Below are 19,948 nucleotides of genomic sequence, written 5' to 3'. Positions count from 1 at the left end.
CTACCAGGCGGGGCCGATCTCGTCGGCGACGATCTGCGCGGAGAGGGTCACCATCGGCAGCCCGCCGCCCGGATGGGTGGAGCCGCCCACCAGCCACAACCCGTTCGCCGGGCCCCGGTTGGCGGGGCGGAGCAGCCCACCGGCGGTGCCGTAGATCGAGCCACCCGGCGCGCCGGTCGCCACGTCCAGGTCGGCCGGGGTGCGGACCTCGCGGAACAGCACCCGGTCGCGCACGTCCACGCCGCGCCGCGCCAGCACGTCCAGGATCCGATCGGCGTACGCGTCGGCCAGCCCCGGGCGTCGCCAGTCGACCGCGCCCGCTGCGGTGCCCTGCCGTGGGGCGTTGACCAGCACGAACCACGCCTCGTGCCCGGCCGGGCGGACCATCGGGTCGTCGGCCACGGTGACGAACACCGTCGGGTCGCTCGCCGGCCGGGCCCGTACGCCGCGCCCGGGGTCGCCGAAGACCGCGTCGAACTCCGCGTCGTAGTCACCCGGGAAGAAGACATTGTGGTGGGCCAGCCCGGTGCTGCCGGAGACGCCGAGCAGCAGCACGAAACCGGCGAGGCTGCGGTCGGTCAGCCCGGCCAGCCGACGCGGGTGCGGCAGCAGGTCACGGTAGACGGTGAGGGCGTCCACGTTGGCCACCACCACGTCGGCGGGCACCGGCGCGCTGACACCGGCGAGGCGTACCCCGTGCACCCGGCCGCCGGTGGCGTCGATCCGGGTGACCGTGGCGTCGGTCTGCACGACCACGCCCAGGTCCAGGCAGCGGGTGAGCAGCGCGTCGGCGAGCGTGCCCAACCCGCCGCGCAGGTACCAGCCACCGAAGGTCAGCTCGGCGTACGGGACCGCGACCAGCGCCGCCGGCGCCCGGCGTGGGTCGGCCCCGGTGTAGGTGGCGTACCGGTCCAGCAGCATCCGCAGCCGTGGGTCGGACAGGTGTCGGCGGCCCAGGCCGCGCAGGGTGCGGCCCGGGGCGATGGCGGCCAGGTCACCGACCCGCCAGGCCAGCGACGCGAGGTCGCGCGGGGAGTCGACGGTACGGCGCAGGATGTCCCGCGAGGAGGCGTGCCACACCCGCGCGGCCCGGCGCCACAGCCGCTGCCAGTCGGCCGCCGCCCGGTCACCGAAGGCGGCGCCGATCCTGGTGGCGAACTCCACCGGGTCGGCGCACGAGTCCAGGGTCGGGCCGCCGTCTCCGAAGACGTGCCGGACGATCGGGTCCAGCGGAACCAGGTCCAGATATTCGTCGAGCTTGGCCCCGGTCGCCTCGAACAGGTCGTGGAAGACCTCGGGCAGGGTGAGCAGACTCGGCCCGGTGTCGAAGTGGAACGAGCCGGCCGGGGTGTCGTGCGCGTACCGGCCGAGCTTGCCGCCGACCGTGTCGGCCCGTTCGAAGACGGTCACCTGGTGCCCGGTGGCGGCCAGCCGGGCGGCGGTGGCGAGGCCACCCACCCCGGCGCCGACGACCACGATCCGCGCCATGCCGCGCCCTCCTAGCTGACCGGGCGACCCCGCCAGGTCAGGCGGCGTCGCTTTCGCAGATGGTACGACCGCAGGGTCAGCCAACCGAGGACCACGACCGACACGGGGTGTGCGAGCGCGTCGGGCCACCACCGGCCCCCGGTGGCCCGGGCGGTGAGCACCCGCCCGGCCACCCCGAGCAGGTAGCCGGCCAGGCCCACGGCGGCCACCCCCGGCGCGCCGGCCGCCACACCCGCCAGCGCGATCAGCGGCGGGGCGGTGTAGAGCAGCAGCAGCGACGCCACCACGGCCGCTGCCGCTCCCGGGTGCCCGAACGACGCCCAGAGCGACTTCGAGTACCCGTCGCGCAGTTGCGGCCAGTCGTCGTACATCCGGCAGCTGGCCAACCGGGAGCCGTCGGCCAGGGCGATCCGCCCACCGGCCCGCTTGACCGCCCGGGCCAGCTCGACGTCCTCCAGGATCTTGTCGGCGACCGCGGCGTGCCCGCCGGCGGCGGTGTAGCCGGCCCGGTCCAGCACCAGGAACTGGCCGCCCGCCGCGGCCAGCGACGGCCGCGACGAGCGCTCCATCGCCCGCAGCGGCAGGAAGGTCAGCCAGAGCCACTGCAACAGCGGCTGCACCAGCCGGTCGGCCGTCGTCGCCACCACGATCCGGGGGTACGGCGACAGCAGCGTCGCGCGGGCGGCGCGCAGCTCGGCGACGGCCGCGGCCACGGCGTGCGGGGCGAGCACCACGTCGGCGTCGACGAAGACCAGCGCGGTGGCGTCCGGGTCGGCCCGGGTGGCCAACTGCCAGCAGGCGTGCGGCTTGCCCAGCCAGCCCGGCGGCGGGGCGACGCCGGTGAGCAGGGTGACCCGGGGGTCGTCGCCGGCCACCGCGCGGACCACGTCGGCGGTGCCGTCGGTGGACCCGTCGTCGAGGACCACGACGCGCAGCCCGGGTACGCCGCGCTGGGCCAGCAGGGCACGCAGGCAGGGGGTGACCCGGGTGGCCTCGTCGCGCAGCGGCAACAGCACGGCGACCGGCTCGTCGATCGGGGTGGGCCGATCGGCGGGCCGGCGCAGCCAGCGAGTGGCGTTGAGCCAGGTGTGCCCGGTCAACGCGGCGACGGCTACGAGCAGGGCGAGCAGGACGGTCATCGGGTCGCGTCGACGCCGGGCCGGTGCGGCTGGTGGTCCTCCCGGCGGGTCTCCCGAGCCCGGCGGGCCCGCAGCAGGGTCACCGCCAGCGGTATCGCGGTCACCGACATGCCGGCGGCGCCCCAGAGCGCCGAGGCGGGCAGGTCGAGGAAGACGGCGTGGGCCAGGATGCTGGAGAAGTACGTCCACAGGTAGAGCGCGGTCATCGGGTGGTCCCGCCGGTCGGTGCGTTCGGCGGCAGGCCCGGCCAGCGGGCGTAGCGCACTCATCATCAGCACCGCGAAGAGCAGCCAGCCCAGGTAGTTGCTGACCGGGATGCCGGGCAGGCCGGGCAACGCCGGGGTGGCGTCGCGCCAGACCCAGTAGCCCTCGGCCACCATCTGCGGGTCGAGGAAGAGGTCCCAGGCGGCCAGCCCGACGGTGGCCAGCGCGATCCGCCGTACCCACAGCCGGGCCGCCGACCCGCCGTGGCCGGTCCACGATGTGCCGGTGCCGGTGCCGGTGCCGGTGCCGGTGCGCGTCGCGGCGCTGCCACCGGCCCGCGACGCGGTGCCGCCGGTGAGCCGGACCGCGGCCAGCCAGGCCGGCCAGGCCATCCAGGTCCAGGCCAGCGGGATGATCAGCGGCACCCCGGCCAGTTTGGGGCCCAGCTCGCCGGAGTAGTCGTAGCTGCCGAACGGCACGCCGGTGGCCACCCCGATCGCCTCGATCGCGAACCCGCCGCCGGTGGCCACCGCGACCAGCGCCGCCGCGACCCGCGGGCCCCGGCTGAGCAGCGCGTGGCCGACCGAGAGCAGCCACCCGAGCACGACGGTGGCCACGGTGAGCCCGGCCCGGGTGGCGCCGGTGGTGAGCGGGTAGCAGATCTGGGCGAGCACCAGGACGGCGAGCAGCGCCCAGGAGATCCGCCGGGTCATGACGCCGGTGGCTCGAGTGGCAGATCCCGACCGAGCACGCCGAACGGTCGCTCGTCGCCGGGAAAGTGGAAGTTGCGCAGCACGTCGACGAAACCGAAGCGCCGGTACAACCGCCAGGCCCGTGAGGTCTGCTCGTCGGCCTCCGGGGTGGACAGCAGTGTGGTGTCACCCTCGGCCATGCCGAGCAGCGCGCGCAGCTGCCCGGTGCCCAGACCGTGCCCCTGCGCCGGTGGCCGGACGTGGAGCTCGACCACCTCGAAGCAGTGGGTGAGCCAGCGTTGACGGGTCGGGGCGTCCAGTGCTCGGTGCACCTGGTCGTGCCACCACTGACCGGAGGCGCCCAGGTAGCCGTAGCCGAAGCCGGCGAGGTGACCCTCGCTGGTCAGGCTGGCGACCGCCCGGAAACCCGGTCGGCGGACGTGGGTGGCGATGTAGCCGCGCCGGGCCTCCAGCAGGTCGGTGCGGTATCCCATCGCCTCGCCGTAGACGGCCACCACGTCGTCCAGCCGCCGGACGAGATCGTCCGGCGTCCAGCGCACCAACCTCATGCCCGTCCACCCTTCACCGTTGCCGGGCCGTCGTCGGCGACCCATCCGAGCACCGACCGGTCGCCGACCACGTCGAGCACCTCGAACCGGGCGAACAGTTCCTCGGCGTACCAACCCTCGGTGGGGGTTCGCATGATCGCCGCCCGGTGCTCCGGGTGACGGTACGCGAACGCCACCAGGTCCGTCGGGTCGCGCCACACGCTCACCGTGCCCTGCCAACCCAGCGGTGCCTCCCCGACTCCGAACCTGGCCAGCAGCCCGGGCGCGTCGCGCAGGGCGGCGGCCACCGGGGGGATCGCCCGCCAGAAGGTGGCCGCCCGGCGGGCCCGCAGTCGAGCCCGGGTCAGCGCCAGCACTGGGCCGGTGACCCGGCCGCCCGGCGGGTCGCCGAACGGCCGCTGACCGGACCACTCGCCCCGGCTGGTCAGCGGGCGCAGGTCGACCCGGGCGGAGGCACGGGCGATGCGGGCCCAGGCGCGCCCGACCGTCGAGTCGTCGAAGTCGGCCGCGGCTGCCGGGGAGTCCCAGACGGTCAGCGCCGACCACCGGGTCAGGTCGGCGTCCCCCGGCCCGAACCCGGTGCCGGTCCCGGTGCCCAGCAGCTTGCCGAACCGGGCGCCGGGGAGGCTACGCAGCCGGCGGGGGTCCACCGCCATCCGGGTCAGCGCCCGGGGCAGCGCGCCGCGGGAGGTCCTCCACACGTGCAGCGTGACCAGCTCCGGTGCGGTGCTCACGCCACCTCGGCCGGGCTGCCGGCGGTGGTGGGCCCGTCCTGCGCCGCTCGTACGTTCGGGTGTGGCTGCATGTTGCCATTCTTCCCGGTTCGGCAGGTGTCGGTTCACCCTGGTTCGCTCGGCCGGCACGCCCAGCGCGTCACACGTTGCATTTTCGTCGGAGGGGAGGTGTACTGTCAGCAGCAGTTAGAACGAGTGTTCGATTGCCTCGAACGTTCGTTCCAACCGACCGGAGCGCGGCGTTTCGCGGCGCCAGCCCCGGCGGTGCGGCTCCGCGGGCCGCACCTGGGTTTCCAGGCAGTCGCGAGCCTGGTCCCGACAGGCAGGATCGTCGTCCGCCGCCCACGACCCCCGGGCGGTGGGCGACGAACCCGCCGGTACGCCGGCCGGGTGTGGTGTGGGGAAGCATCCACACCCGGCCGGCCACACCCGGTGCGTCTTCCTCCGCACCACCCGACCTCGGCGTCTCGCCGGCGGCACCAGCGCCGAGGCGACGCCCCGGCCATGTGGAGGAGACACCCATGCCGACCAACCCGGCTCAGGCACCGACGGTGCCGGCGCACGTGCTGCCGCACCGCACCCCCGCCCAGCTCCTCACGTTGGCCCGGCGTGGGCTGGTCGAGGCCGGCCAGACCCGACCTGACGGTCTGCGCTACGCGGCTGCCCACCTGGCGGCACTGCGTGCGGCGGCCGCCCTGCTCGCCGCCCGTGCCCGGCCCGCGCCGAGTCGACGCAACCGGATCACCAGCGTCTGGGTCCTCCTCAGCGCGGTCGCTCCGGAGCTCGACGAGTGGTCCCGGTTCTTCGCCGCCGGTGCCAGCAAGCGCGCCGCCGCCGAGGCCGGCATCCCCCGGGTGGTCAGCGCCCGGGAGGCAGACGATCTGCTCCGTGCTGCCGAACAGTTCGTCACGGTGGTGGAGACCGCGCTCGGCGTGGCCCACCAGCCGGCCCTGGACGGCCTCGCCGCATGATCCCGCCGTGCCACCGACCGCCCTGCGGGGGGAGCCGGGCGGCCGGTGGCACGGCGTGCCGATCCTGATCTGATCCACAGCAACGACGGGGGAGTTGGTCCAATGGCGGGCCGCACGGTGGTCGGTTCCGCCGCACTGGCCGATCTGGTGCGTCCGGCGAGCGCGCCTGACCAGGTCGGCGGCCACCGGGTGCTGCCGGTGGTGCCCGAGCTGACCGGCCTGCTGCCCAACCGGGGTCTACGCCGGGGCAGCACCATCGCGGTTGCCGCCGGCCAGCCCCAGCGCAGCGGTGGCACCTCGCTGATGCTGGCCCTGCTCGCCGAGGCGTCCCGGTCCGGTTCGTGGTGCGCTGTGGTCGGTGTGCCGACGTTCGGTGCGGGTGCGGCCGCCGAGCTGGGCATCGCCCTGGACCGGCTGGCCCTGGTGCCGAATCCCGGCCCGGAGTGGGCCACCGTGGTCGCCGCGCTGATCGACGGGGTGGACGTCGTGGTCACCGCCGTGCCGGCCACCGTCTCCGCCTCGGTCGCCACCCGGTTGGCCGCCCGGGCGCGGCAGCGCGGCAGCGTGCTCGTCCCGTACGGCCGGTGGGACGGCGCGGACGTGACGCTGCAGGTGGTCCGTGGCGTCTGGGAAGGGCTCGGATCTGGTCGGGGGCGGCTGCGTCGCCGGGAGGTCACCGTCTCGGCGCGTGGGCGTGGGGCAGCCGCGCGACCGAAGGAGATCAAGGTCTGGCTACCGGGTGACGGGCTGACCCGGGTGATCCCCCGCCCGAAGCCGTCGGCCGTGGGTCGTCCGACCGCGTCGCTCGCCCTGGTCGGTCGGGAGTGACCGGCTCGCCGGCACGGACTCTGCTGCTGTGGTGCCCGGACTGGCCGGTGCTCGCCGCCGAGATCGTCGACGGGGTGCCGGCGACCGGCCCGGTCGCCGTGCTGCACGCCAACCGGGTGGTCGCCTGCTCCGAGCGGGCCCGTGCCGAGGGGGTGCGCCGAGGCCTGCGCAAACGGGAGGCGCAGGGTCGTTGCCCGCAGCTCACCGTGGTGGACTACGACCCGGGTCGGGACACCCGGGCGTTCGAGCCGGTGGTCGCCGCGGTGGAGGAGTTGGTCGCCGGCGTCGAGGTGGTCCGTCCGGGCGCCTGCGCGGTGGCCGCCCGGGGGCCGAGTCGTTACCTCGGTGGCGAGGAGGCGGCCGCCGAGCGGATCATCGAGCACGTCGCCCAGTCGTGCCTGGTGGAGAGTCAGGTCGGCATCGCCGACGGGGTGTTCGCGGCCGGGTTGGCCGCTCGCTCTGGTCGGGTGGTGGCACCGGGTGGCACACCGGGGTTCCTGGCCGGGTTGCCGGTCGAGGCGCTCGGCCGCTCGGCGCTGGCCGACCTGCTGCGTCGGCTCGGTGTGCGTACCCTCGGTGACTTCGCCGCACTGCCGGCTGGTGACGTGCTGGCCCGGTTCGGGTTCGACGGGGCGCTGGCCCATCGGCTGGCCGCCGGGCGGGACCACCGCCCGCTCGCAGTCCGGCAACCGCCGGCCGACCTGACGGTGACCGCCGAGCAGGACGAGCCGATCGACCGGGTCGACGTGGCGGCGTTCGTCGCCCGGGCGCTGGCTGAGCAACTGCACGAGCGGCTGGCCGGGCACGGGCTGGCCTGCACCCGGCTCGGCATCGAGGCGGTCACCGAGCACGGGCAGGAGTTGCACCGGGTGTGGCGGCACGACGGCCTGCTCACCGCCGCGGCCATCGCCGACCGGGTGCGTTGGCAGCTCGACGGCTGGCTCTCCGGCAGCAACGGCCGCACCGGCGCCCGGTCGGCCCGACCGACGGCCGGCATCATCCGGCTGCGACTGATCCCGGACGGGGTGATCGCCCAGGCCGGTCTGCAGGCCGGCCTGTGGGGGGAGACCGGCGAGGAGAGGGAACGGGCGCACCGGGCGTTGAGCCGTGTGCAGGGCATCCTCGGCCCGGAGGCGGTGGTCACCGCGGTGCTCGGCGGTGGGCGCTCCCCAGCCGACCAGGTGCGACTGGTGCCGTGGGGCGACGAACGCCTCCCCGCCCGCCCCGGCCCGGCGCCGCTGCCCGGGGAGCCGATCGCGCGTCCCGGCCCGGCGCCGCTGCCCGGGGAGCCCGTCGCCAGTGGCGGCGGCCGGGCCGTCAGTGCCGGTCGGCCTGCTGACCGCGGTGCCGGCGGGGTTCCACCGTGGCCCGGCCGGCTGCCGGCGCCCGCACCGGCTGTGGTGCTGCCCAGCCCGCTCGCCGCGACCGTGCACGACGCCGCTGGTGAGGCGGTGGTGATCAGCGCGCGGCTGGCGGTGAGCGCTCCGCCCGCCCGGCTGGTGGTCGGCACCGGCCGGCCGGCGGAGATCGTCGGCTGGGTCGGCCCGTGGCCGGTGGACGAGCGGTGGTGGGCCCCAGCCGAGGCTCGGCGGCGGGCACGGTTCCAGGTCTGCCTGGCCGACGGCACCGCCCTGCTGCTCGCCGTCGAGGCCGGGCAGTGGTTGGTGGAGGCGATCTATGACTGAGCGTCCAGCCGAACTTGATCGACCCGGTATCCCGGAAGTCGGGGTGTCCCGCCGACTCGGACAGCCCGACTTCCCGGAGGTCGAGTCGATCCGGCCGAGAGTGCGGGAATGAGCTTCAACAACCCGAAGATGCCCTGGTCGGAGTTGGAACGGGTGCTCTCCGGGCGGGCCAGCGCCGGCTCCGGCCGGTCGGGCGGCGGGCGGTCGCGCGAGGAGCGGCACCTGCACGTGGTGGACCCGCTCGCGGTGGACGCCGACGGCGGCGACTCCCCGGCCTGGAGCCGCCGCCGCGAGCAGTACCAGCCGCCGGAGCTGACCCGCCCCGACGGTGTGGTGCCCTACGCGGAGCTGCACGCGCACACCAACTTCAGCTTCCTCGACGGTGCCAGCCACCCCGAAGAGCTGGCCGAGGAGGCGGCCCGGCTGGGGCTCACCGCGCTCGCCGTCACCGACCACGACGGCTTCTACGGGGTGGTCCGCTTCGCCGAGGCGGCCCGCACGCTGGGCCTGCCGACCATCTTCGGCGCGGAGCTCTCCCTCGGGCTTCCCGGTCCGCAGAACGGCGAGCCCGACCCGCACGGCTCGCACCTGCTGGTGCTCGCGCACGGCCATGAGGGGTACGCCCGGCTGGCCGCCACCATCGCTCGCGCCCAGTTGCGCGGCGGGGAGAAGGGCCGCCCGGTCTACGGGGAGCTGGAGGAGATCGCCGCCGAGTTACGCGACCACGTGCTGGTGCTGACCGGCTGCCGCAAGGGGCACGTGCCGGGGGCGCTGCTCACCGAGGGGGTGGACGCGGCGGCCCGTGAGTTGGACCGGCTGACCTCGCTCTTCGGCGCGGAGACGGTGGCGGTGGAGCTGACCGACCACGGCCACCCGGTCGACGCCGACCGCAACGACGCACTCGCCGACCTGGCCGCCGCGGCCGGGTTGCCGACGGTGGCCAGCAACAACGTGCACTACGCCAGCCCCGGCCGGCGGCGGCTGGCCACCACCGTCGCCGCCGTCCGGGCCCGGCGCAGCCTGGACGAGATCGACGGATGGCTGCCCGCGGCGGCCACCGCCCACCTGCGCAGCGGCGCGGAGATGGCGGCCCGGTTCGCCGCGTACCCGGGTGCGGTGGCGCGGGCCGCCGAGTTCGGCGCCGAGCTGGCCTTCGACCTCCAGCTCGTCGCGCCGCAGCTACCGGCGTACCCGGTGCCACCGGGGCACACCGAGATGAGCTGGCTGCGGAAGCTGACCGCCGACGGGGCACGCGAGCGTTACGGCCCTCCGCAGGCGCACCCGACGGCGTACGCGCAACTCGACCACGAGCTGAACATGATCGAGGAGCTGGGCTTCCCCGGCTACTTCCTGGTGGTCTACGACATCGTCACGTTCTGCCGCGAGCAGGACATCTACTGCCAGGGCCGGGGTTCGGCGGCGAACTCGGCGGTCTGCTACGCGTTGCGGATCACCAATGTGGACGCGGTCCGGCACCGGTTGCTCTTCGAGCGGTTCCTCGCCCCGGAACGGGACGGCCCACCCGACATCGACGTGGACATCGAGTCCGACCGTCGGGAGGAGGTGATCCAGCACGTCTACACCCGCTACGGCCGGGAGCACGCCGCCCAGGTCGCCAACGTCATCTCCTACCGGCCCCGGTCGGCGGTGCGGGACGTGGCCAAGGCGTTCGGCTACTCGCCGGGGCAGCAGGACGCCTGGAGCAAACAGATCGACAGGTGGGGCTCGGTCGCCACGGTCGACGTCGAGAACATCCCCGAGCAGGTGGTGGAGTACGCCAACGAGTTGCAGACGTTCCCGCGGCACCTGGGCATCCACTCCGGTGGCATGGTGATCTGCGACCGTCCGGTGATCGAGGTCTGCCCGGTGGAGTGGGGGCGGATGCCCGGGCGCAGCGTGCTCCAGTGGGACAAGGACGACTGCGCGGCGGTCGGTCTGGTCAAGTTCGACCTGCTCGGCCTGGGCATGCTCTCCGCGCTGCACTACGGCTACGACATGATCGGGTCCCGGCTCGACCTCGGTGACATGACGCTGGACGACCCGGAGGTCTACGACATGCTCTGCCGAGCCGACTCGGTCGGGGTGTTCCAGGTGGAGAGCCGCGCCCAGATGGCCACCCTGCCCCGGCTCAAGCCCCGCGAGTTCTACGACCTGGTGGTGGAGGTGGCGCTGATCCGGCCCGGCCCGATCCAGGGCGGCTCGGTGCACCCGTTCATCCGGCGCAAGAACGGCCAGGAGCCGGTGACCTTCGCGCACCCGCTGATGCGCAACGCGCTGGAGAAGACCCTGGGTGTGCCGCTGTTCCAGGAGCAGTTGATGCAGCTCGCCATCGACCTGGCCGGCTTCGACGCGGCCGAGGCTGACCAGTTGCGCCGGGCGATGGGCGCCAAACGGTCGGTCGAGCGGATGAGCCGGATCGCCGACCGGCTCTACGCCGGGATGGCCGAGCGGGGCATCACCGGTGAGCTGGCCGACGACGTCTACCGCAAGCTCACCGCGTTCGCCAGCTACGGGTTTCCGGAGAGCCACGCGATGAGCTTCGCCTACCTGGTCTACGCCAGTTCCTGGCTCAAGCGCTACCACCCGGCGCCGTTCCTGGCGGCGCTGCTCAACGCCCAGCCGATGGGGTTCTACTCCCCACAGACCCTGGCCGACGACGCCCGCCGGCACGGCGTGGAGGTCCGTCGTCCGGACATCAACGCCAGCGGGTCGAAGGCGGTGCTGGAGTCCACCCCGGACACCCGGTGGGGCAGCGGGCCGGGGGAGCCGCCGCACGCCTGGGGGCTGGGCGGTCCCGCCGTCCGGCTCGGCCTGTCCAGCGTACGGACCCTCGGCGTCGACGTGGCCGAGCGGATCGAGGCCGAACGGGTCACCGGTGGGCCGTACCGGGACATGCCTGATCTGGCCCGGCGGGTCGGTCTCACCGCCGCGCAACTGGAGGCCCTGGCCACCGCGGACGCCTTCGCCTGTTTCGGGCTGACCCGGCGGCAGGCGCTGTGGGCCGCCGGCGCGGCGGCCCAGGACCGGCCGGGCCGGCTGCCCGGCACGGTGACCGGCGCGGCGGCGCCGACGCTGCCCGGGATGGAGGCGGTGGACCGGCTGGTAGCCGACGTGTGGGCAACCGGGCTGTCGCCGGAGAGCCACCCGGCCCGGTTCATCCGAGGTCAGCTCGACGTGCTCGGCGCGGTGCCGATCGCCCGGCTCGGCCGGGTGGAGCCGGGGCAGCGGATCCGGGTCGGTGGCATCGTCACCCACCGGCAGCGTCCGGCGACCGCAGGCGGCGTCACCTTCCTCAACCTGGAGGACGAGACGGGGATGCTCAACGTCACCTGTTCGCCGGGGCTGTGGCAGCGCTACCGGCGGGTGGCCCGGACCAGCGCCGCGCTGGTGGTCAGGGGGCAGTTGCAGCGGCACGAGGGGGTGACCAACCTGGTGGCCGATCGGCTGGACGCCATCGAGCCACCGGTCAGCCCTGCCTCCCGTGACTTCCGCTGAACTAGTGATCCACATTACGGTTTCCTGCGGCGGTGGGCGGGAGACTCGTCCCCGAGCGGGCAGAGCGGCCCGTGATCCGTGAGGGGGAATGACAGTGATGGGGAATCACGCGTACACCGGTGGAATCGCGAACGCCCGGCGGACCCGGCTGGGTGCGACCTGGGTGCCGTCGCACCTTGCCGACCCCCGCGAGTACGAGGTGACCAACGGCCCGGTGGCCAACGAGCGCCGGTCCCGGGCCGAGGACGAGGTCGAGGGCACCGAGTCCTGACCGACCGGGTGCCGCAACACCGACCGGACGGGTGGCGGGTGTGCCCGCCACACGCCCGCACCGGGAATGGACCGGGTGACTAGGCTCGACCGGGTGGAGCAGACCCGAGGCCGGTTCGCCGGGCCGCCGCTGACCCCCCGTACCGCCGTGATCTGGTCGGTGCTCCGCGCCGAACTGGACCGGCGCGGCGACGCCGAGCTCACCGTGCTGGACGTGGGCGGCGGCACCGGCGGTTTCGCCGTACCCCTGGCCCGCGCCGGGCACCGGGTCACCGTGGTCGACGCCAGCCCGGACGCGCTCGCCGCGCTCACCCGCCGGGCCGCCGAGGCCGGCGTGGCCGACCGGATCGCCGCCGTGCAGGGCGACGGCGACGCCCTCGCCGGGCTGGTCGAGCCGGCCGGCGTCGACCTGGTGCTCTGCCACTCCGTGCTGGAGGTGGTCGACGACCCTGCGCCCGTGGTGGCGGCGCTGGCCACCGCGCTGCGTCCCGGCGGCGCGGCCAGTGTGCTCGTGGCCGGGCGGGCCGCCGCCGTGCTGGGCCGCGCGATGAACGGCCACCTCGACGTCGCGACCGCGCTGGCCACCGACCCGGCCGGCACCGCCGGGCCTCGGGACACTCTGCGACGACGCTACGACGCCCCCGGCGCCGCCGCGCTGCTCGGCGCCGCCGGGCTCGCGGTCGAGGAGATCCACGGGGTACGCGTGCTGGCCGACCTGCTGCCGGCCGCTGTCGCCGACGGGCAGCCCGCCGCCCTGGTCGAGTTGGAACGGGCGTTGGCCGCCCAGCCGCCGTACCGGGACCTGGCCGCCCAACTGCACCTGTTCGCCCGCCGGCCGGCATGAGCGAGTCGCCAGTCGTGGCGCCGCTGGCGGTCCTCGGGCCGGACCACGGCGGCGGCCGTCTCGCCGACGTGCTGCCCAGCGCGCTCGCCGTGCTGGGCGTCCCCGGCTCGGCCGACCCGCTCGGGCTCGTCCCCGCCCTGGCGGGGGTACGCCGGATCGCCGTGCTGCTGGTCGACGGGCTCGGGTGGTACCAGTTGCCGACCGCCGCGCCGTACGCGCCGACGCTCGCCGGGCTCGCGGCGACGGTGGCCCGGCCGATCGTCGCCGGTTTCCCGTCCACCACCCCGACCAGTCTGGTGTCGCTGGGCACCGGCGTCGCACCCGGCGCGCACGGGGTGCTCGGCTTCACCGTGCGGGTGCCCGGCACCGACCGGGTGCTCACCCACACCGACTGGGCTGCCGACCCGTCGCCGTTGACCTGGCAGCCGGTGCCCACCCAGTTGGAGCGCGCCCGGGCCGCCGGCGTGACGACGACCGTGGTGAGTCGGCCGGAGTTCGGCGGCAGCGGGTTGACCCTGGCCGCCAACCGGGGCGGCGACTTCCGGGGCGCCGCCGGCGGGGAGGCGGTGGCCGCCGCCATGCTGGCCGCGCTGTCCATCGGCCCCGGGCCGACCCTGGTCTCCGGTTACCACGCCGACCTGGACCGGTACGGCCACGTCTACGGCGTCGACTCGGAGCCTTGGCGGGTCGCCGCCACCGAGGTGGACACTCTGCTCGCCCGGCTGGTCGACGGGCTGCCGCCGGACGCGGCACTGCTGGTGACCGCCGACCACGGCCAGCTCGACGTACCCGCGGCACACCGCTTCGACCTGGACACCGACCCACGGCTGCGTGCCGGGGTGCGGCTGGTGGCCGGTGAGGCCCGGGTCCGCTACCTGCACGCCGAGGCGGGCGCGATCGACGACGTGCTGGCCGCGTGGTCGGAGGTGCTGGGCACCGCGGCCCGGGTCCGCACCCGCGACGAGGCGGTGGCGACAGGCTGGTTCGGGCCGGTGCCCGAGGAACATCTGGGCCGGATCGGCGACGTGGTGGTGACCTGTAACGACACGTACGCGGTCATGGCCAGCCGTACCGAGCGGCCGATGGCGTCGAAGCTGGTCGCGTACCACGGGTCGGACACCGCCGCCGAACTGACGGTGCCGCTGCTGGTCGTCCGCGGCTGACCGGTGTGCGGTCCGGCCCACTGGTGGCCGGTGGTGTCGTACCCCCGGGTTAACCTGCCGGGATGGGCCGCAGTCAGTCGTTGCCCCGGGGCGACGATCCGCGCTTCGGGCCGGACGCCGACGACTCCGGCAGCCCGATCCTGCACGTCGACATGGACGCGTTCTTCGCCGCCGTCGAGGTACGCCGCCGACCCGAGCTGCGCGGCCGGCCGGTGGTCGTCGGCGGCGTCGGGCCCCGTGGGGTGGTCAGCTCGGCCAGCTACGAGGCCCGCCGGTACGGGGTACGCAGCGCGATGCCGACCAGTCGGGCCCGGGCCCGCTGCCCGCACGCGGTCTACCTGCCACCGGACTTCACCGCCTACAGCACCGCCTCCCGGGCGGTCATGCAGATCTTCCGGGACGTCACCCCGCTGGTCGAGCCGCTCTCCCTCGACGAGGCGTTCCTCGACGTCACCGGCGCCCGACGGCTCTTCGGCTCCCCGGCCACCATCGCCCGGCTGATCCGCCGCCGGGTCGCCGACGAGCAGGCGCTGACCTGCTCGGTCGGGGTGGCGCCGAGCAAGTTCGTGGCCAAGCTGGGTTCCACCCGGGCCAAACCGGACGGCCTGCTGGTGGTGCCGCCGGGGCAGGTGCTCGACTTCCTGCACCCGCTGCCGGTGGACGCGCTGTGGGGGGTGGGGGAGCGCGCCGCCGAGGCGCTGCGCCGGCTCGGCCTGGCCACGGTCGGTGACCTCGCCGAGGCGCCGGTGGGCATGCTCCGTCGGGCGGTCGGTGCGGCCTCGGCGGCGCATCTGCACGAGCTGGCCTGGGGACGGGACCCGCGCGGGGTCAGCCCGGAGCACGTCGACAAGTCGATCGGCGCCGAGGTGACCTTCGACGTCGACGTGGCCGACCCGCTGGAGATCCGCCGTGCGTTGCTCGCGCTCAGTGCGAAGGTCGGTGTCCGGTTGCGGGGTTCCGGGCAGGTCGGGCGCACCGTCGCGCTCAAGGTCCGGCTGGCGGACTTCCGCACCGTCAGCCGCTCCCGCACCCTGGATGTGCCCACCGACACCGCTCGGGAGATGTTCGACACGGTCTGGGCGCTCTACACCGCGTTGGACCCGGGCGAGCGGATCCGACTCGTCGGTGTCCGGGTCGAGGGGCTCGCCTCGGCGCAGGGCGCTCCCCGGCAGCTCACTCTCGGCGCGCCCGAGCGTGGCTGGCGCGAAGCGGAAGCTGCCGCGGACGCCGCCGCTGCCCGTTTCGGGCGGTCCGTCATAGGTCCGGCCAGTCTGATGGGCGACCCTGATCCCCGCCGGAAGGAAAATCCACCCCACCCATAGGTCGTCCCGCTTTCCGACGCGCGACCCCCCTCGTAGACTTGCGGGTAAGCAGCCAGCTGGCTGCCACGGTCTGTCGGCCCGAGTGGGCCCGACTCAACGTGACCGGGGAGGAGTGCCGTGCCGCTCTCGGAGCACGAGCAGCGGCTGTTCGATCAGATCGAGCGGTCGCTTGCCGAGGACCCCAAATTCGCCTCGGCCGTGCGCGCCAGCGATCCGCGCTTCCATGCGCGGCGTCGCCTGCTCGTCGCCGCCGGCGTCATCATCGCTGGCTTGGCTCTACTGGTCTATGGCGCGGTGATCAAGACTCCACCACTGGCGGTGGCGGGCTTCGTCGTCATGCTGGCGTCGGCCGCGTTCGCGGTGCAGTCGCACCGGCGGGCGCAGTCACCCGACCTGCACGTGGTGGGCGGCACGACGAGTCGTCGTCGCCCGCGCGGTGGCCGATCCGGTCGCCGGTCGTCGATCCTGGACCGCATGGAGGACAGGTGGCGGCAGCGCCCGGAGGGGCACCGGTGAGCCGACCCCGCCGCTGAGGCGGGCCGTACGCCGCTGAGGCGGCCGTACGTCGCGACGAGCGGGTCGTCGGGCATTCCGCCGGCGACCTCAGTGGTATCCGCGCGCCCTCTGCCTGCTGCCTCCTTCCCGGCCGACGCGCCGCGCCGCTCAAGATCCACCTAGCGGGGCGCCGCGTGTGACGCCTGATGCGGCGTGGGGCGGCGGCCCACCGGCCGCCGCCCCACACCCGGACTTGCGTTGCTCAGCGTGCCGCCCGGTCGGCCAGCAGTCGGCGGGGGTTCCAGCGCAGCAGCTGGTGCCGGGTCCGTCCGGTCAGCGCCACCATTCGGCTGGAGGCGTCCGCCAGGGCGGTCCTCCAGCGCAGCAGCACCGACGGCGGCAACACCGCGGCGACGAGACGGGTCCGCCGGTCCGCCCGTGCGGCGAGTGCCCCACGGACCACGCCGAGCGCCGGCGACAACTTCTCACCGGTCAGCGGATCCCGCGCGTACCGGGCCCGCTCCTCCGCCCTACCGAGCAGCCGCGCCGACTCCACCGCTGCGTCGTCGTCGAGCGTGTCCCGGACAAGCCGGTCCGCGGTCGCCCTGGGCGTTTCGGTCAGGTCGACCGGCACCCGGAAGTCCACCAGGGTGTCGAGCAGCTCCGCCCAGGCGGCGTGTGCGTCGGCGCGGGCACGGTTGGCGTCCGCGCCGACCACCACCGCACGGGCGCCCGGCTCGGCGCCGTCGTCAACGACGGTGGCGGCCACGGTGGCGCTCGTCGTCCGGCCGCCCCGCCGACGTCGCAGCGCGAGCCGGCGCAGAGCAGGCACCGCGAGGAGTGCCAGCAGGGCCAGCAGGCCCGCCGCCCACCAGGGCCAGACCGGTGGCTGGTCGTCGGGGGTCGTGCCGCCGAGGGACAGCCCCTCGTCGATTTCCCGGTCCGCGTTGTCCGGCCCGGCCGGCCCGGCCGACGCCTCGGGGCCGGTCGGGGTGTCCGTGACACCGGTGCCCGGCGTGGACGGCTCCGGCGCGTCGGTGTCCGGTGCCCAGGCCGATCGGGTGGAGCCGGGCACCCCGTACGCCGGGGTGGCGTCGAAGGGGACCCAACCGACGCCGTCGAAGAAGACCTCGGTCCAGGCGTGCAGGTTGAGGTTGGTCAGCGTGAACGTGTCACCGTCGCGATTGCTGCCGTTGGTGAACCCGAACGCCACCCGGGCCGGGATACCGGACGCGCGGACCAGCCAGGCCATCCCCGCCGCGTACTGCTGGCAGTAGCCGACCTTGTTGGTCAGGAAGTTGACGATGTCCTGCCCGCTGCTGCCGCTCTCGGTGCTCAGTCGGTACTTGAATCCGTTGTCCGCCGAGAAGTGCTGGTAGATCGCCAGCACCCGGTCGTAGTCGGTGCGCTTGCCCTGGACCAGCCCCTTGACCAGCTCATCCACCTCAGGCACCCGCTCGGGGGTGGCGGTCATCTGTCGGCGTACCGGGTGGTCCGCCGGGAGCGGCGGCGCAGCCCGCAGCACCGCCGGAGTGTACGTCGAGCGGACGTAGTCGAAGGAGTACTTACGGCCCCGGGAGTTCTCCCGGTTGGAGAAGACGATCTGCTGGTTGGGGTCGTACAACCAGTTGCTGCTGAGGTCCTCGGTACGCACCGGCTCGGCGTACACCGGCATCAGCGCCATGCTCAGGCTCTTGGTGACCTCGACGGTCGCCCGGTAGGTGGTGCGCTGCACGCCCCGGCCGGCCCGGTCGGCTGGGTCCGGCAGGTCCCGGTTGGCTGGCCGGCCGCTCGGGCTGCGCGCCAGGAAACCAGCCGGACGCAGCTCGTCGGCGACCGCGTAGCGCAGGTAGAACGGGTTCTCCTCGGTGGTGGTGACCTTGACCATGTCGAACACCTGCGACTGGTTGAGCTGGCCGGCGAGCGACGCGAACAGGTCGATCCGACCCGACGTGCCGCCCGAGCCGTTCCCGTTCCCGGTGCCGTTCCCCGACCCCCGGCTGATGCTGTCGAGCATTCCACCGGTCATGCCCGGCACCGCCAGGGGCAGGGCCACCGCCAGGACCACCCCGATCACCGCGAGCCGGCGACCGGCGGACGCCAGTGGCGAGGCCTCCCACACGTCGACGTCGCGGCCGTCACCGGTGAACCGCCGTCCGAAGCGGCGTACGCGGTCGACGTTGTCGGTGACCAGCAGCCAGAGGTAGCCGGCGGCGCCCACCACGAACGGCACCGCGGGGACGCTGTCCACGTAGACGGCGACCGGCACCGAGTAGATGGCGAGCATCGGCAGCCCCGCCAGCGCGGGTCGGCGCAGCCCGACGGCCAGGACGTCGACGAGTACGGCGACCCCACCGACGCCGAGCACGGTGATGAACAGCAGCGGGTCGGTGTCGGGAACCTCGACGCCGTACGAGCGCATGTCCTGTGCGGACCCGGCGATCAGGTCGCTGAAGTGCGCCAACGTGCCCGGCGTGGGCAGGAAGGCGAGCAGCTCACTGCCGCTGGGGAACAACCAGGTCAGAGCGAGGACCAGGCCGGCGAGCATGCCCAGCACCTGACCCCACAGGGGTGCTCGGGCGAGCCTGGTCAACGCGGCCATCCCGGCCACCACCGCGACCGCGATGATGGACTCGATCAGCCACGTCCAACTCTGGAAGATGGCGGACAGCGGCGCGGCCGCCAGCAGTGTCGCCGCGGCCGCCACCACACCGATGTTGCGACTGGCGTTCATGAGGGGAACCTTCCGTTCATCGCACGCCGCCGGCCACCGTCTCGGCCAGTGCGGCGCGCAGGGCGAAGCCCTGGGAGCCCCGACCGGCCTGCGGCCACAGCGCGGGCAGTCGGCCGCCGTGGTCGACTCCGACCACCCGCCAGCCGCTTCGCACCATGGCGAGGACGGCGGTGCCGTGCGCGTGCTCCGCCTCGGCGCGGGCCTTCTCCGGCAGGCTGAGCCAGGTCGAGCTGTTCAGCAGGAACCCGACGCAGGTGGCGCCGTTGCCGCGCAGCCCGGCCAGCAGTTCGGCCTCGGCCACGCTCACCGTGCCGAACAACCCGATGATCAAACCGCCGTCGGCGCGTTGGCGGACCCGTTGCACGAGGTCGGTCACCTCGGCGCGTTGATCCAGCCGGACCTCCGCGAGGTGGTCGAGCAGCGCCCCGTCACCGCCGCCCTCCGAGGCGTCCACGTCCGCCCCGGAGCCGGTGACCAGACGCAGCTTGTAACCGGCCTGGCGCAGGTGGACGGCGATGCTCGCGGCGGCGGAGACGGACCACTCGAAACTGGCCGTCGGCCCTTCACCGCGGTGGCCGTACGCACGGGTGTCCAGGACGACCGTGGCCCGGCTCTCCCACGGCTGCTCCTCGCGGCGCACCATCAGCTCGCCGGTGCGGGCGGTGGACTTCCAGTGCACCCGACGCAGGTCGTCGCCGCGCCGGTACTCCCGGGTCGCCGCGTCGTCCTCGCCGTGCACCGCCACGGACCGGGCCCGGCTGTCGCCGCTGCCCGCGTACTCCCCGGGGAGCCGCACCGACGGCAGTGGGGTGACCTGCGGGATGACCGTCAGGTGGTCGGTGCTCGGGAAGGACCGGGTGAGTTCGCACAGGCCGAACGGGTCGGTCATCCGGACCACCAGCGGGCCCACGTCGTAGCGACCGCGCACGTCGGCCCGCACCGTGTACGCCACGGAGGTGGCCTGGTGCGCGCCGAGCCGCTCCAACACCACCCGGGGCCGGCTGCCCAGCGCGTAGGGCAGCCGGTCCTCGAGGAGGAGGGTGCCGGTCGGCAGCCGGGAGAGGTTCTGCAGGCGCAGCACCACCCGCGAGTTGGCGCCGACCGGAACCCGGTGCGGGTCCAGTGAACGGTTGCAGGCCAGCTTGTAGCGGCTGCGTCCGACGTAGGCCGCCGCCAGCAACGGCAGGATGGCCAACAACACCGCCACCCGCAGCAGGTCCTTCTCGCCGAGGATGCCCGCCGAAATCGCCGCCGCGAGCGCGGCGGCGAGGAAGGAGCGCCCGCGGGTGGTCAGCCCGCGCAGCCCGGCACGCAC

Annotated in this window: 16 protein-coding genes; 9 read left to right on the top strand and 7 right to left on the bottom strand. The window is 74.5% G+C overall.

Going from position 1 to position 19,948, the window contains the following annotated elements; all coding sequences use genetic code 11:
• Genes crtI through ABGB10_RS03115 form a run of 5 tightly spaced genes read right to left on the bottom strand, consistent with a single transcriptional unit; the run spans window position 1 to window position 4,826 of the window.
• Window positions 1-1,488, bottom strand: coding sequence for a phytoene desaturase family protein (gene crtI, locus ABGB10_RS03135; RefSeq protein ID WP_347659306.1), 1,488 nt, complete (start codon window positions 1,486-1,488; stop codon window positions 1-3).
• Window positions 1,489-1,499: 11 nt separating this feature from the next.
• The gene (locus ABGB10_RS03130) at window positions 1,500-2,627 is read right to left on the bottom strand and encodes a glycosyltransferase family 2 protein (RefSeq protein WP_347659305.1); all 1,128 of its coding nucleotides are present in this window, start codon (window positions 2,625-2,627) and stop codon (window positions 1,500-1,502) included.
• Window positions 2,624-3,544, bottom strand: a complete 921-nt coding sequence (locus tag ABGB10_RS03125) for a carotenoid biosynthesis protein (protein ID WP_347659304.1) — start codon at window positions 3,542-3,544, stop codon at window positions 2,624-2,626. Before ABGB10_RS03125 ends, ABGB10_RS03130 begins: the two co-directional genes overlap by 4 nt.
• Window positions 3,541-4,092, bottom strand: coding sequence for a GNAT family N-acetyltransferase (locus ABGB10_RS03120; RefSeq protein ID WP_145779709.1), 552 nt, complete (start codon window positions 4,090-4,092; stop codon window positions 3,541-3,543). Before ABGB10_RS03120 ends, ABGB10_RS03125 begins: the two co-directional genes overlap by 4 nt.
• Window positions 4,089-4,826, bottom strand: a complete 738-nt coding sequence (locus tag ABGB10_RS03115) for a monooxygenase (RefSeq protein WP_347659303.1) — start codon at window positions 4,824-4,826, stop codon at window positions 4,089-4,091. The genes ABGB10_RS03120 and ABGB10_RS03115 overlap by 4 nt, the downstream gene beginning before the upstream one ends.
• A 521-nt stretch (window positions 4,827-5,347) precedes the next feature.
• On the opposite strand from ABGB10_RS03115, the gene ABGB10_RS03110 reads away from it, so the two are divergent.
• The 9 genes from ABGB10_RS03110 (at window position 5,348) to ABGB10_RS03070 (ending at window position 15,920) form a co-directional block, all read left to right on the top strand.
• Window positions 5,348-5,797: an SAV_6107 family HEPN domain-containing protein gene (locus ABGB10_RS03110; RefSeq protein ID WP_347659302.1), complete on the top strand. Its 450-nt coding sequence runs from the start codon at window positions 5,348-5,350 to the stop codon at window positions 5,795-5,797.
• A 102-nt stretch (window positions 5,798-5,899) separates the two neighbouring features.
• Window positions 5,900-6,625 carry a hypothetical protein gene (locus ABGB10_RS03105; protein ID WP_347659301.1) on the top strand — a complete coding sequence of 242 codons (726 nt, stop codon included), beginning with the start codon at window positions 5,900-5,902 and terminating at the stop codon, window positions 6,623-6,625.
• Entirely contained in the window at window positions 6,622-8,310 is a 1,689-nt protein-coding gene (locus ABGB10_RS03100; protein ID WP_347659300.1) for a DNA polymerase Y family protein, read from the top strand. The genes ABGB10_RS03105 and ABGB10_RS03100 overlap by 4 nt, the downstream gene beginning before the upstream one ends.
• 108 nt (window positions 8,311-8,418) lie before the next feature.
• Window positions 8,419-11,805 carry an error-prone DNA polymerase gene (locus ABGB10_RS03095; protein WP_347659299.1) on the top strand — a complete coding sequence of 1,129 codons (3,387 nt, stop codon included), beginning with the start codon at window positions 8,419-8,421 and terminating at the stop codon, window positions 11,803-11,805.
• A 97-nt stretch (window positions 11,806-11,902) separates the two neighbouring features.
• On the top strand, window positions 11,903-12,076 hold the full coding sequence (locus ABGB10_RS03090) for a hypothetical protein (protein WP_282264940.1): 174 nt from the start codon (window positions 11,903-11,905) through the stop codon (window positions 12,074-12,076).
• A gap of 66 nt (window positions 12,077-12,142) precedes the next feature.
• Window positions 12,143-12,919: a methyltransferase domain-containing protein gene (locus ABGB10_RS03085; RefSeq protein WP_347659298.1), complete on the top strand. Its 777-nt coding sequence runs from the start codon at window positions 12,143-12,145 to the stop codon at window positions 12,917-12,919.
• Window positions 12,916-14,082 carry a nucleotide pyrophosphatase/phosphodiesterase family protein gene (locus tag ABGB10_RS03080; RefSeq protein WP_347659297.1) on the top strand — a complete coding sequence of 389 codons (1,167 nt, stop codon included), beginning with the start codon at window positions 12,916-12,918 and terminating at the stop codon, window positions 14,080-14,082. Before ABGB10_RS03085 ends, ABGB10_RS03080 begins: the two co-directional genes overlap by 4 nt.
• Window positions 14,083-14,144: 62 nt before the next feature.
• Window positions 14,145-15,404 (top strand): DNA polymerase IV, encoded by a 1,260-nt coding sequence (locus tag ABGB10_RS03075; protein WP_347659296.1) that lies wholly within the window; start codon window positions 14,145-14,147, stop codon window positions 15,402-15,404.
• Window positions 15,405-15,521: 117 nt separating this feature from the next.
• On the top strand, window positions 15,522-15,920 hold the full coding sequence (locus ABGB10_RS03070) for a DUF3040 domain-containing protein (protein ID WP_278140794.1): 399 nt from the start codon (window positions 15,522-15,524) through the stop codon (window positions 15,918-15,920).
• Window positions 15,921-16,161: 241 nt separating this feature from the next.
• On the opposite strand, the gene ABGB10_RS03065 is transcribed toward ABGB10_RS03070, so the two are convergent.
• Window positions 16,162-18,633, bottom strand: coding sequence for a DUF3488 and transglutaminase-like domain-containing protein (locus ABGB10_RS03065; RefSeq protein ID WP_347659295.1), 2,472 nt, complete (start codon window positions 18,631-18,633; stop codon window positions 16,162-16,164).
• A 16-nt stretch (window positions 18,634-18,649) separates the two neighbouring features.
• Window positions 18,650-19,948: a DUF58 domain-containing protein gene (locus tag ABGB10_RS03060; RefSeq protein ID WP_347659294.1), complete on the bottom strand. Its 1,299-nt coding sequence runs from the start codon at window positions 19,946-19,948 to the stop codon at window positions 18,650-18,652.

Origin of the sequence: Micromonospora sp. B9E7 (assembly GCF_039871815.1) — a bacterium.
In the GTDB taxonomy this organism is placed as follows: Bacteria; Actinomycetota; Actinomycetes; order Mycobacteriales; family Micromonosporaceae; genus Micromonospora.
This window is presented reverse-complemented; position numbering and strand designations above follow the sequence as displayed.